12 protein-coding genes and 1 tRNA gene are annotated in these 13,259 nt (G+C 54.7%); 8 read left to right on the forward strand and 5 right to left on the reverse strand.

Going from position 1 to position 13,259, the window contains the following annotated elements:
* Positions 1-25: 25 nt before the first annotated feature.
* From AC2A1F_RS13935 to AC2A1F_RS13955, 5 genes are all read left to right on the forward strand, one after another.
* A tRNA-Met gene (locus AC2A1F_RS13935) sits at positions 26-102 on the forward strand.
* Positions 103-247: 145 nt separating this feature from the next.
* Positions 248-400: a type I restriction-modification system subunit M N-terminal domain-containing protein gene (locus AC2A1F_RS13940; protein WP_484209367.1), complete on the forward strand. Its 153-nt coding sequence runs from the start codon at positions 248-250 to the stop codon at positions 398-400.
* A 69-nt stretch (positions 401-469) separates the two neighbouring features.
* Positions 470-1,528: an N-6 DNA methylase gene (locus AC2A1F_RS13945; RefSeq protein WP_484209368.1), complete on the forward strand. Its 1,059-nt coding sequence runs from the start codon at positions 470-472 to the stop codon at positions 1,526-1,528.
* 27 nt (positions 1,529-1,555) lie between these two features.
* Positions 1,556-2,704, forward strand: a complete 1,149-nt coding sequence (locus AC2A1F_RS13950; protein WP_484209601.1) for a type I restriction enzyme subunit R domain-containing protein — start codon at positions 1,556-1,558, stop codon at positions 2,702-2,704.
* 276 nt (positions 2,705-2,980) lie between these two features.
* Entirely contained in the window at positions 2,981-3,709 is a 729-nt protein-coding gene (locus tag AC2A1F_RS13955) for a hypothetical protein (RefSeq protein ID WP_484209369.1), read from the forward strand.
* 198 nt (positions 3,710-3,907) lie between these two features.
* Here the strand turns inward: AC2A1F_RS13955 and AC2A1F_RS13960 are convergent, their stop codons facing one another.
* The 4 genes from AC2A1F_RS13960 to AC2A1F_RS13975 all read right to left on the reverse strand — a co-directional run bounded on the left by AC2A1F_RS13960 (position 3,908) and on the right by AC2A1F_RS13975 (position 9,736).
* The gene (locus tag AC2A1F_RS13960) at positions 3,908-4,180 is read right to left on the reverse strand and encodes a hypothetical protein (protein WP_484209370.1); all 273 of its coding nucleotides are present in this window, start codon (positions 4,178-4,180) and stop codon (positions 3,908-3,910) included.
* A 349-nt stretch (positions 4,181-4,529) separates the two neighbouring features.
* A complete protein-coding gene (locus AC2A1F_RS13965; protein WP_484209371.1) occupies positions 4,530-5,840 on the reverse strand; it encodes a spinster family MFS transporter in 1,311 nt (436 codons plus the stop codon).
* Between the two features lie 279 nt (positions 5,841-6,119).
* Positions 6,120-8,585, reverse strand: a complete 2,466-nt coding sequence (locus AC2A1F_RS13970; protein ID WP_484209372.1) for a TonB-dependent receptor — start codon at positions 8,583-8,585, stop codon at positions 6,120-6,122.
* A gap of 437 nt (positions 8,586-9,022) precedes the next feature.
* Positions 9,023-9,736 carry a TetR/AcrR family transcriptional regulator gene (locus AC2A1F_RS13975; RefSeq protein ID WP_484209373.1) on the reverse strand — a complete coding sequence of 238 codons (714 nt, stop codon included), beginning with the start codon at positions 9,734-9,736 and terminating at the stop codon, positions 9,023-9,025.
* Between the two features lie 210 nt (positions 9,737-9,946).
* On the opposite strand from AC2A1F_RS13975, the gene AC2A1F_RS13980 reads away from it, so the two are divergent.
* Genes AC2A1F_RS13980 through AC2A1F_RS13990 form a run of 3 tightly spaced genes read left to right on the forward strand, consistent with a single transcriptional unit; the run spans position 9,947 to position 12,205 of the window.
* Positions 9,947-10,324, forward strand: a complete 378-nt coding sequence (locus AC2A1F_RS13980; RefSeq protein ID WP_484209374.1) for a hypothetical protein — start codon at positions 9,947-9,949, stop codon at positions 10,322-10,324.
* Positions 10,321-10,710 carry a MaoC family dehydratase gene (locus AC2A1F_RS13985; protein WP_484209375.1) on the forward strand — a complete coding sequence of 130 codons (390 nt, stop codon included), beginning with the start codon at positions 10,321-10,323 and terminating at the stop codon, positions 10,708-10,710. Before AC2A1F_RS13980 ends, AC2A1F_RS13985 begins: the two co-directional genes overlap by 4 nt.
* Positions 10,703-12,205 carry a class I adenylate-forming enzyme family protein gene (locus AC2A1F_RS13990; RefSeq protein WP_484209376.1) on the forward strand — a complete coding sequence of 501 codons (1,503 nt, stop codon included), beginning with the start codon at positions 10,703-10,705 and terminating at the stop codon, positions 12,203-12,205. The genes AC2A1F_RS13985 and AC2A1F_RS13990 overlap by 8 nt, the downstream gene beginning before the upstream one ends.
* Positions 12,206-12,226: 21 nt before the next feature.
* On the opposite strand, the gene AC2A1F_RS13995 is transcribed toward AC2A1F_RS13990, so the two are convergent.
* Positions 12,227-13,081, reverse strand: a complete 855-nt coding sequence (locus AC2A1F_RS13995; protein WP_484209377.1) for an SDR family oxidoreductase — start codon at positions 13,079-13,081, stop codon at positions 12,227-12,229.
* Positions 13,082-13,259 lie beyond the last annotated feature (178 nt).

Below are 13,259 nucleotides of genomic sequence, written 5' to 3' on the forward strand. Positions count from 1 at the left end.
TGACAAAGCGCAGTTGGCCCAGCATGGCGGAGTAGCTCAGCTGGTTAGAGCAGCGGAATCATAATCCGCGTGTCGGGGGTTCGAGTCCCTCCTCCGCTACCAATATTCACCGTAATCGCAGGGCTCCAGGTCAAGATTTGAGGGCCAAGGAAGCTCAGATAGTCCGCTGGCTACTTGCCAAAATGCCGCTCGGTATATTGATTTCAACGCGTCTCTCGACGGACCCGAGCGAATATGGCTAAGCACCGTGAATACGTTTATCTCACGGAGTGCGAGCACCTTGGCCGTCAAGAAGTCTCAAATTTACAGTTCGCTTTGGGCTAGCTGCAATGCGCTGCGCGGCGGCATGGATGCGTCCATCTATAAGGACTACATCCTCGTCTTACTGTTCGTGAAGTAGGTCTCGGACAAATACGGCAACGATCCCTATGCCCCTGTTGTTGTGCCTGAAGGCGGCAGCTTCGCCGACATGGTCAAGCTGGTCGGTAACAAGAACATCGGCGAAGGCATCAATACGATCATCGCCACGCTGGCCGAAGAGAATAGCCTTCGTGGCATCATCGATAATGCTGATTTCGACGATAGCGAAAAGCTCGGCAAGGGCGACGAAAAGGTCAAGCGCCTCTCGAACCTGATCAACATCTTCAAGCGCCCCGATCTCAGCTTCAAGGCCAATCAGGCCGGCGGCGACGACATCTTGGGCGACGCCTACGAATACCTCATGCGCCACTTCGCCACGGAAAGCGGCAAGAGCAAGGGGCAGTTCTACACTCCGGCGGAGGTCTCGCGAATCATGGCCCGCGTGATTGGAGTGCGCGAAGCGAAAAGCTCTAGCCAGACGATCTACGACCCCACTTGCGGATCGGGTTCGCTGCTGCTGCGCGCGCACCATGAGGCTCCGGTCGATCTTACCATCTATGGGCAGGAAAAGGACGTCGCGACGCGCGGTCTGGCCGTAATGAATATGTTCCTGCACAACGTGCCGACCGCCGATGTGAAGCCGGGCAACACGCTTACGGAACCGCAATTCCAGAAGAATGGCGTGCTGGATCGGTTCGATTTCGTCGTCGCCAATCCGCCCTTTTCCGACAAGGCCTGGATGACGGGCCTCACGCCGGACAAGGATGAGTTCGAGCGGTTCGAACATTTCGGCATCCCGCCAAAAAAGAATGGCGATTACGCCTATCTGCTCCATGTTGTCGCCTCGATGAAATCGACCGCCAAGGGCTGCATCGTCATGCCGCACGGCGTGCTGTTTCGCGGCAACACCGAGGCGGCGATCCGCAAGAAGCTGATCGAGCGGAGATACATCAAGGGCATCATCGGCCTGCCCGCCAACCTCTTTTTCGGCACGGGCATTCCCGCCTGCCTTATTGTGCTGGACAAGGAGAACACGGCCAGCCGCGAAGGCATCTACATGATCGACGCCTCCAAGGGCTTCGTTAAGGACGGCCCGAAGAACCGGCTGCGCGATCAGGACGTGCACAAGATCGTCGATTGCTTTATCTGCCGGACCGGCTCTGGATGACTTGTTCCGCTGCCGGGCGGAAACGCGATCCTCGTGTCGGACAGCATCTACAACGCCTGCCGTTATTACGATATGTTCCAGCAAACCCCGCTCAAGGGGCAATGCGCCATCGTCACCAACTATGAACCCACGTCCGCCGATATCAAGAAAGAGGACACGGGCGAAGGAATGACCGAAAAGCTGCGCCAGCACCAGATTTACACCGACATGCTGGCGGGCAAAACCACCGAAGAGTTCGAGAAGGCCGCCAAGAAGAAGTTCATCGAAGAGCCGGGGCAAATGCGGCTGCTTATTGTGGTGGCCAAGCTGCTGACCGGGTTCGATGCGCCTTCGGCGACCTATCTCTATCTCGACAAGCAATTGGCCGACCACGGCCTGTTTCAGGCGATTTGTCGGGTCAATCGCCTTGACGGCGACGACAAGGAATATGGCTACATCATCGACTACAATGACTTGTTCAAAAGCCTTGAGCGGTCGATGACCGACTACACATCGGAAGCCTTCGATGCCTACGCCAAGGAGGATGTAGAAGGGCTGCTGACCAACCGGCTCGAAAAGGCCGGGCAGCGGCTGGAGGACGCGCTGGAGACGATCCGGGCGCTGTGCGAGCCGGTGGAAGCCCCCCGCGTTACGCCTGCCTTCATCCGCTTCTTCTGCGGCAGCAACACCAGCGACAAGGAGGCGTTGAAGGAAACCGAGCCGAAGCGCCTGGACGTGCTGCCAGCGATCCAGTTTGATTTTGCCGGATCGCGTTTTTTGCTAACCGAGATCAATACCGGCCAGCCCTTCAGGCATTTCCAGAAAACCTTACCGGCCAATTTTGTCAGCGGGCTAACCCGCGCACAATTCCTTGACGAGATCGGCAGACCGGGAGCGTTCTGGAGAAAGGGTCAGGGTTTCGAAGATAGCGTGATCTTGCAGCAAGTGGATGCGGATTATCTGGATTTTTGGTCAGCCCAGTTGGTCGGCAACCCTGCCAATACATATTGCAGCCCGTCGCTTCCTCTGAAAGTTGGTTTCTACACGCGGGACGTGGAACCGGATTTCTGGGCATGGTCCCCGATCAGCGATTTCCCCGGCGCTGCCATGCCCAGCCTTTCGGCCTTCAAAGCGGCGGTTAAGGCGCTGACGCTCTCTGCCGAAAGTAGCCATTTGGCTGGCTTCGAGGCCGAATAATGGCGGCTATAGCTATGATGATAGCGGCGGTGATTTGCATTGCCAACGTGCATGACGGTGATAGCCTCCGCCTCTGCGATGACGAGCGCATCCGCATATGGAGCAGGCAGGCAATACGGCAGGCTACTGGCAAAGCGTTGCCCTCGGATCGATCTGGCATGGATGATCCGCAGGGGCTTTGCCCAGCCGGGACAATTGTGCGCTGTAGCACATCTAATTGACCCCCGTTTTTGTCGGAGGCAGCAGATTCCACTTTTCTTTTTGGAAACTCACATAATGAACGAAAAGCAACCGGTGGCAGTTCACACGGCTTACGAAGCCATTGCCAAAATGGCTGATTATAGCGATGTGCTTGCCTTCGCGTGGGCAGTTAGGGAGCAGGAAAGCCTCTGGTTCGCCCATGATCACGCAGCATTAGAGTCTGCAATGAATGGTTGGCATGATGTTGAGATGCGCAGGATGCTGCGGACGTATGGGCTGTTGCGTGGTAATGCAGCGACCTTGTTGGCGGGAGATGGTAGTAATGGCGCGATAGACAACAGCGCGAACAGGCAAATCTTTGCAACGCTAGCGAAGAAGTTTTCCGGTGAGCTTAGGGACGCCGATGCTATTCACAACTCCATAACCTGGCAAAAATTCGGCCATGAGCTGGCTCAAGCATATGGGCAGCCGGTCGATAAGAAGGGCTGGTTTCTGCCGAGTGCCACGGCCAAGATCATGTGGTTCGATCGCCCAGATATTGTGCCGATGTATGATCGCTATGCGGCTAAAGCAGCAGGTGTTCAAAAAGAGGACTTCTTCTGCCAGTGCTACGCTTTGCTGGCCAAGCATGAGACTGCGATCGCGAACGCCAAGCAGCTTTGGGGGAGCGCTTATCCCTATGACATCCGTATCCTTGACAAGTTCCTATGGGTTAGGGGCAATGACAAGGGCGATGCGATTTTGAGAGCATTCAAGGCTGGCAGTGGAGCACTAGCACCCACAAAGAACAAAGCAGCATCCTGATGGCTTTCCTTCCCCTTACGAAGGCTAGAGCGCTTTTTAACGCCAAGGTCTACGACGGTGGCAGTCATTGGCTTCTGCCACGCAACCCTCGGTATAACCGATGAAATTCCACCCCGGCGTATCGGCAGCAGCCGGATGCACGCTGGTCCGAACTTGTAGGACTTCCATGTTTTTCAAACCCGCCTCAGGGCCTATTGCTCACCCCGGCACGGCAAATGGATCGTAAAATTCCCAACGACCGCTGTTCTCCACGGTCCAGCCTTTCTGGTCCTGCAGAACGATCTCTCCTAGCCCCTTCAAGGTTTCGATGTTACGAGGGTTCCACCGTGTGACAGCATATTCAATGACCGGCAAATGCCCGAAACCACGGTTCATGCACGCAACGAAATAGTCTGCAGCACGGTCACGGCTCTCCGCAAGTACAGTGTAAGGCTCGACAAGGTTGATGTCGGAAATTTTAAACAGTTTCATGGTTTTACTCGCTTCGTTGTTGATGCGAGTGTTATGACAGACTAATTCATTGAAATCGGGTGAGAAATGGTCCTCACGAGTGATTTTGAAGACTATCCAATCAGGTTAGACCGTTTGCATGTCTTAATGCCTTGATCGTGGGTAGCTTATCTTACGCTAAGATTACGTGTGGAACACCGCTTTACTTGTAGATTGATCTTGAGGATAATTTGTGAAAGGCGGGGTTCCGCAGGTTTCTAAGTAGGTAGTCACATAACGGGGCAGCAGAAACTTGATTGAAAAGATTATGGCAACTGTCGAGAATTCCGTCATCTTCGAAAGAAACGCTCTCTATCTTGGTTGAGCAATGTCAGGTTTGTGCAGCGTCAAGGAGCGTCAAATACTCTTTTCGCGCTTTAGCAAGAAAGGCAAGGCTGCAAAGCGCCGAAACAGATGAGGTGAGCGCCAGCGACATGCCAACCATACCTTCGTCTTTGAAAACATGATCCGTAATCAGTGCGACAATTGTTGGCGCAGCGCCCAAGCCTATGACCGAAACCACGAAAACGTAAATCGCGTTTGTAACGCCACGCATGCGATTAGGCGTCACAATTTGAAGCGCCGACAACGCACCTGCCATCGGAAGGGAATAGCTGAAACTGGCAAGCCCTCCGATCGCCAACGCAACATGATATGTCGGAGCAAAAATGAGTGATAGAGCCAGTCCGGCTACGAGAAGCGCCGATAGCAGCGGCACGAAAAGCTTTGCATCACGACGACCGCGGCGTTCCAACCAGCCGGTTAATGCCGGGCCGCTCAGTACGCCCAGAGACCCGCCGACCAGCACAAGAGCCCCGTATTCGACGCCGACATCTGCAGGCTGCGCACCGAATTGGCGCATCAGGACGGCCGGCAACCACGCAGGAAAAGCATATAAAGTTATCACCAACCCGCCGATCCCGGCGTTAAAATTAAGGTAGAAGCGCCAGTTTTGTAGGAGGCGGCGTCCCACTTCAGCGAGCGGCATCGTTTCTCCCGACACTTCACCAAGGCCAAGTTTGCGCACTGGCTCTTTGACAAAGACGGCGAGTAGCGCGGCCACCACGATGCCCGGCGCCGCGACTGCGATGAAGACAAACTGCCAGGGCGCTAAATTGCCGAAGTCACGGCCATCTGCGTAATCAAGCAAGATTCCGCTAAAAATCAGGGCCAATCCGCCCCCGAGATACGGCCCCATCAGAAGGATCGACATTGCACGTGGCATCAGGTTGGGCGGGAACCTGTCAGCAATCATCGACCACGCCGCAGGCGTTAAACTGGCTTCGGCTGCTCCCACGCCGAAGCGTGCTGCAAACAATTGCCAATAGCTGCGCGATAGGCCGCACAGGGCAGTTGCGAGGCTCCACAGAACGACGCCTCCAAATAGAAGATTTCGCCGACTCGAGGTGTCAGCCATCCGCCCAAGCAAAGGACTGAAGGCGATGTACGCGATCGTGAACGCCAATCCTTGCAACAAGCTAAGTTGGGTATCAGACAGGCTAAATTCGGACTTCAGTGGCCCAACGAGAAGGTTTAGGACTTGCCGGTCAATAAAGCTGAGCGTGTAGGCAAGGGTCAGTATTGCGATCATGCCCCATGCATCCCAGCCAACTTTCTGGTCTGCCTGCTGGGGTGACTTCATTTGCAAGGAAGCTTTCTGCCTATCGTACACCCCTGCATCCAGTTTCCTGACATTGGCTGATATCCTTTTGTGTTCAGATGCTTGATCATGGCAAACAAAACGAGACGCGCCTTACCTTAACTGGAGAACCCGGTTGCTGTTGGGTGGGTGGGCCTAAGGATAGTGACACGATCCACGATGTTGCAGAAGATCCTCGATACCGCTCTTGCGCAGAAGAATTGCAAGACGCCTGTTGCTGCAACCCCTCTGCGCTCAAATCGGCTTAGCACCGACAACAAGTCACCAGTGCCACGTTGCCTGAAGCATCACTGTTCGTGGCAGGCTGACAAATCCCATCTGATCGGCGGATATGCCTGCAGGCGTGCCGGTGCCGCTGCCAGTGGCAGGACCGTCATTAACGCCTGTCACAACAAATTGATTGGTGAGGTTCTTTCCAATCAACGAGAGGTCCCACTTTCCGGTTTCGGCACGCACGGTTAGGACCGCATCGAGATTGACAAACCGGGGTTGGCGCGACAGCTCCTGACCAAAAGGCGAAGCGAGATAGCTTCCGCTATAACGGGCATTGACTGAAGTACCCAAGACCAGACCGGCGCTAAGCGGGGTCTCGTAATCAACCCCCAACGCGCCTGTCCAAAGTGGCGCGACCGAGGTTGGCTTTCCTTGCAGATTCTGGCCCGGCGTTCCGGGGCCCAAAAGATTGAGCACGCATCCCGCAGTAGACGTTTGACCGGTGTAGCATGGAGCCAGCGCGTTTCCGTATCGCGCCTTGTTGTAATTGGCCGAGCCATTGATTGTCAGACCTTCGATACCGCGCGGCGCAAAGGCAAAGTCCACTTCAACGCCTCTGGTGCGAACGCTACCGGCATTGATCGAGTTGAAAGACAGCGAGGCAGAGTCCAGATATGTGACCTGCAGATTGGTGTATTGATACGTGTATAGACCGACATTGAAGCGCAATTGCCGGTCAAACAGCAAGGTTTTCACGCCGCCTTCAAATCCTGAGGCTTCTTCAGGATCGAAGGTAAAGAACGACAAAGGCGTACTTGGGGCCTGAATTGAACTGTTGGAAAACCCGCCGGATTTGTAGGCTGTCTTGTACGCCCCGTAAACCGTCACCTCCGAAGTCGGAGTCCATGTCAGGGTGGCTTCGGGTGACCAGTTACTGAATGCCTGGTCCGCCAAAAGAGGGGAATTTACGGCAAAGCGCGTTCCGGCAAAGACTGGCGCCGCATAAGGCTGGAAAAACTGGCTGTCCTTTGTTTCATAAATGTAACGGACGCCCGCAGTCGCCTCCAGAGTGGGAATCACCTTCCAAATCATCTGACCATAGGCAGAGAGCGTTTCGCCAGCCGTATCAGAATCCTTTACGTAGGAAGAAAAGCGATAGCCTTGCGGAGCCTGACTGTTTTCGACGTTGCCGGTAAGCACAACCTGATCATACGCAATGTCGGTGCTCTGGTAATAACCGCCAATGAGGAAATTGACCGGTGAATCAAATTTACTGAGGATGCGCATCTCTGAAGAAAACGCATGAAATTGCGTCTGCTCGGTGACGAAAATGTTTACGCGGGAGCTTGACTGGGTATCAGTATCGTTGGCGAAAGTGTTCTGGTTCCAGTTGTAATTGGTCACCGATGTAATGGCCAGCTGGTCGAGGTTGTATTCGATTGTGCCCGTTGCAGCCCAAGACTTGTAACGGTTGAAGGTGGTGCCGTTCGGGTCGGCAAATCGGGTCTCGCGTGCCACGGCGGCTGGAAAGTTATTCATGTTGCCGACAAACTTGCGCTCGCACGGCACACCGGTAGCAAGACTGCTGGTACCACCCGGGCAGGCATAAGCGACGTAGTTCCACGTCCCCGGAGACGTATTGTTCTCACCATAGCTGGCTTTAAGCGTTGCGGTGAGACGATCACTTGGCTTCCATTGCAGTGTGCCCCGCATGAGCAGTTCACGTTGCCGCGGTCCGTTGTCCGATGCGGCCAGCGCAGTTTGGGTTGTAGGAATTCCGGGTGAAGTTGCAGTTGGTCTGTCGGTTGTAACATAGCTTACCGGCCCAGCCCGGTTGCCGAACAAGGCACCGTAGTCCTTCGAGTATCTGGCAGCGATACGCAAGCCGAGCGTGTCTGTCAGCGGCCCTGCGACAAAGCCCTCCAACCGCACTGTCTGCGCATTGAATTCATAGCTGCTACGGACTTGACCCGTCAGCGTATCGGTCGGGTTGGCCGTGGAAAGCGAAATCACACCCGCCGTTGCATTCTTGCCGAAAAACAGGGACTGCGGCCCTTTGAGAATTTGCACGCCTTCAAGGTCAAAGAAACCTTCATTGATGGTGCGGCCCTGACCATAATAGACGCCATCAACAATCACGGCGATCGATTGCTCTGTACCAATTGACAGGGAATTTGAGCCAATACCGCGCAAAACCAATTGCGCGCCGGATCCCGAAGCCGAGCGACCGATCGCAAGTTGCGGCGTAATGGCGGCAATCTTTTCAAGGCTGGTCAAATCATACCGTTCGATCTGCAACTTTGAAAGCGCAGTAATTGAAACCGGAATGGTCTGCGCTGTTTCGGCGCGCTGACGCGCGGTGACGATGATTTCCTCAATGCCAGAATTCGCCTGAGCCTCAGATGCAGCACCTGCCTGCACGCCTTGCTCCTCCGCGCCATCGTCGGCCCGGTCGAGATTTGCCGCTGCAGCAGAATTGGCCCAAAGGCTGCTGACCGCAAGTGCGCTGGTCATCAGCATGACGCGTTTATGGACAGATATCCCGAGCAAGCGCCCGTTTGAGATACGAAGCATCGAACCTCTCCCCTTTTCCTCTGATCGCCGGGCCTTGTGGCCGTACTTTTTGGCAGGGACGGTCAAGGTAACCTCAGTCCGTCTCTGAGAAAAATATTTAAGGTAGGCTCATATTTTTGCAAGGGAAATTTGGTTGCTGTCAGACTTGATTGATTTCATTTCAATTATTTTCCATTTTTTCAATGGAATAAGTGAAACAAATGGGGTGCTGCCAATTAAATAGTGTCACTCATCACTGGAATTTTAGACCGAGTTTTTCCGAGGCGAGCGCGGAGACCGCTACCTTATCGAGGCTCGACCATTTATTGAGGCATGCATCGCCTTGAATGCACTCATCCAACCGCCAGACACCGGATTATGCTTTTTTGCGAAGAGCGCTAACCCTGCTTGTCTTTTTTGGTAGCATGGTGCTCCAGGCGGTCGATCAATGTCGATAACCTGCCCAATTCGTCGCTAAATGTTACCCGTCCCGGATTGGGAATGCTGCCGGGCAGCATCATGTCGACATAGCGGGCTGCCGCAAGTTCGACGTTAAGGGGGCGGCCAGCAAAACTGGTGCGCAGGGCAATATGCTCCAACCCACCGAACAACATATCGCGGAACATCGCCGGGTCCACATCGCTGTGAAGCTCTCCCGACCTAATCCCATCCTCAACCGTGTGAACGACCGTATCTGAGAATTTCCGGTTCAGGCGGTGCATCGAAGAGCTTGTATAATTGGACCAGCGAATTTCCTGAAAGATCACCCGATGCAGCTTAGGTGTTTCATCAAGCGAACGCATATAGCGCGTCGCAATAAGAATGAGCCGCGAGCGGACATCCTGAAATTGCTCAAGCTCTGCAAGCAATCGATCGATGAAGGGAATGGCCCATTCCTCAAGCACGCGATTGAGCAGATCCTGCTTGCTATCGAAGTAATTGTACACCGTCGCTTCCGAAACACCCGCAGCTTCGGCGATGCGAGAGATGGAGGTTTTTGCCGCACCTTGCTCCTCAATAAGCATCCTTGCGGCTTTGAGAATTTCGGGCGTCCGAGCATTCTTGCGCCGCCGCCAAGCAACAGGTGAATCCTTTTGTGGGGTGGTACTCAATTACAATCACTCCTCAAAAGTGGGGAAATTCGGGTTTATGTGGCATGTGAATTTTACAGCTCAAGAAATTTTGGGCTTGTTGTTAAGGACCGGTCATATATATTCTCGTGACGTTACCGCAATTATCGGAAAGAATGGATGCCCGTACCGGACAGCGCGCATGAAGCCAGCAGCTTCACTCCCATTCGGCTGCCGGCTGGATCATATCGCATGACATCTGCGACTGATACCCTGCTTCGTGCAGGATCCCGCGCGCGGCCCGCCACAGATGGGGTGGCCTACCCTGTATTCGCTCTGGTTGCAGCGTTGGGCGGGATGGGAGTTTCCGTCGCCGAATTATGCCGCATGTGCGGATCGGCAGTGGAAAATGGGCCAGTGCTTGCCCGATGTTCCCTGCGATATCACAAGCCCCTCGTTCTGGATCGGAACTATATCGTGCAAAGCGAAATAGCGGCGATTACGCGCAAGAACAGCAGACGTTTCGGGGCGGCCGATCATGTGGTTATCAAGCTTGTCCTGCTTTATGAAGACGTAGTCTATACCGACATCGAACTGGTCATGATCATGCCAACAGGTGGAAGCGCGTGAGCAGCGATAACTCTCTGGCGGATTGGACCCTTGCATCGGTACCGGCAGATACGATGCGTGTATGGTCCGAGGCAGCAAGGGATGCCAATCCGATTCACGTCGATCCAGCCGCTGCCGAGGCACTGGGCTTCGGGCCGCGCTGCATCAATCCCGGACCGATCAACCTTGCTTACATCGTCAACATGCTCGAGAGCGCACTGCCGGATGCGCAGATAACACGAATTGAGGCCCGATTTTCCGGCAATGTATCTGCAGGCGATTGTGTCATCGCGCAGGGCTGGATTGCCCAAGACGCGCCAAACCTTGTCAAAGGGGTGCTCAGACACAGCATGGCAGACGAAGCACTGCTTTCTGCAGATATAACGATCGGCAAGGTCCATGATTGACGCCGACGCCACGGGAACCGACGTCTATTCGCTGATCTCCACGCGGGCAACGCAGACGCCTTGCGCACCCGCCTTGTCGGATGGCGAGAGGACGCTTGATTATGCAGGAATGATGGCTTCCGCTGACACAATGGCGGCAGGACTTTCAGCTTTGAATATCCGGCGCGGTGATCGGGTCGCCGTGCTTTCGGAGAACTGCATCGAATACACGCTCTTGCAAATCGCTTGTGCAAAACTGGGCATCATAGTTGCCTGTCTGAATTGGCGCCTTTCGCCTAATGAACTGCGATATTGCATTGATTTGGTCGAGCCGTCGCTGGTGGTCACCTCCACTCGTTTTTCAGAGATGGCATCAAAAACGGTGGGTACGGTCCCTGTAAGACCTTTCGACAGCCTTCCGGCCAGTGGCGATACCGAGGCCATGGCACGGCCGGAAGACATTCTCCTGATCATTTATACTAGCGGTACGACGGGGCTGCCAAAAGCGGCCATGATAAGTCATCGGGCCGAGATTGCCCGATTGAGCGCAACCCGACTGGATCTGGGTATAGGGCCTGATGACGGCTATATCGCATGGGCACCGATGTATCATATGGGTGGCACCGAGCATCTGCTCACAACGTTGATGTCAGGCGGACAAGGGTTCGTCATCGACGGCTTCAACGCTGCTGCCATCGCTAGGATTTTAGAAAAACACCCGATCGGCTGGCTGATGCTGGTGCCCGCCACCATCAGGCCCATGCTTGACGAGTTGGAACGCTGCGCCATCACTCCAAGGGGCGTGCGCGCTGTCGGATGTATGGCGGATCTCGTCCCTTCCACAGATATCGCGGCCATCACCATGGCCGTCAGCGCGCCCTATCTCAATAGTTTCGGGTCTACTGAAACTGGCATGCCGCCATTATCCGGCGGCATGCTGCCACCTGCTGCGCCGGTTGATGACCTTGCAAAAAAACTGAGCGTCCTGTCCGAATTGCGTTTGGTCGGTGCCGCTGGGCAGGTCGTCGCTCACGGTGCCGTGGGCGAAGCTTGGGTGCGTGGACCGACGTTGTTCAGCGGGTACTGGAACGCCGAGGCGGCCAACAAAGAATGCTTCCAGAACGGTTGGTACAAGATGGGTGACTTGTTCCGACAGACAGAAATTGGATACGAATTTGTCGGGAGGTCAAAATACCTCATCAAGTCAGGCGGCGAAAACATTTATCCCGCGGAAATTGAGCGCTTGCTTTTGGCCGATCCGCGCGTTGCTGATGCTATTGTCGTGCGTGCCCTGGATGATCATTGGGGGGAAGTGCCGGTAGCGGTATTGGCGCGCAATGACCTGACATTAAATGAAGAAGCGGTCGCTTCAATGCTCGCCGAATCTTTGGCTCGTTACAAGCGCCCCCGCGCCATATTCTTTATCGATCTGGAACAATTTCCACGGAATGCTAGCGGCAAGATTTTGCGTGAAGCGGTTGAGGATATCGTTCGAGGCAAAATGGCGCCGGGATAAGCCGAACCACCGTTTTGGTGGTCACTTCTCACTGCCGTCACGGCCAAAGTAATCAGTTTTTGTGCGGTAATAATCAGCATTGCGGCGCAGGTCAGTCATCCCGCTGTCTACAACCAAGACCTGACCAGTGATATTGCGCGCGTCCGGTCCGGCCAAATAGGCAAAGCAACCCGCAATCTCGTCAGCGGAAACAACCGTCCCCAGTGGATTTCTCGTCTTTGAAACAGCTTCCAGCGCAACGGTGTCGCCATATGCCAGTTCCGTCAGGCGCGTAGGCACTGTTCCAGGCGCTACTGCGTTTACACGGATCCCCTCGTAAGCAAGTTCAGATGCCGCTGACAGTGTGAGCCCTACAACACCGTGCTTGGCTGCTGTATAGGCATGGGGGGCCAACGGCGCGATGCCACCGACGCTGGCGGTATTGAGGATGACTCCGCCCCGCCCCATCACGCGCGATGCGTGTTTGGTGCCAAGAAACACAGAGGTCAAAAGCACTGTCAGCGTCCGGTTCCATGCCTCCAGCGCAATTTCTGCGATGCCACCCAGTGCGCCCAATTGCCCTGCATTGTTGATCATGCAGCCAAGCGATCCGTGCTTGTCGACAGCAAGCCGGACAATTGCCTCAATATCGGCCTCCACGGTCACATCACAATGGCGGAAGTCGCAGCTAAGCTCACCCGCTAAAGCGTTGCCACCAACATCATCGATATCGCCAAGCACAAGACGTGCCCCGAGACTTGCGAATCTGCGCGCGGTAGCAGCGCCCAATCCGCTGGCTGCACCGGTGATTACTGTCACCATGCCAGCCAACGGGCGTAAAGTATCATTTGATGACATTGGAATTTGCACCCTGTCTACGCGATAAATTAGTAACACTTATTTACTATGAGTCCTTTGGTCTAAAATCAATCAAGATATCCGCGATGCCAAAGATAGCCGATTAATGACCACTAGAGTGCCGGTAGAGCATGACCGCATCGTCTAAGGACGGTCTTGGGTCTTCAACAGAGACGACAAAAATAAGTGAGCCTGCACTGATCGTATCGCGCCCTCG

The organism is Novosphingobium sp. HNCC26BN242 (assembly GCF_057180525.1).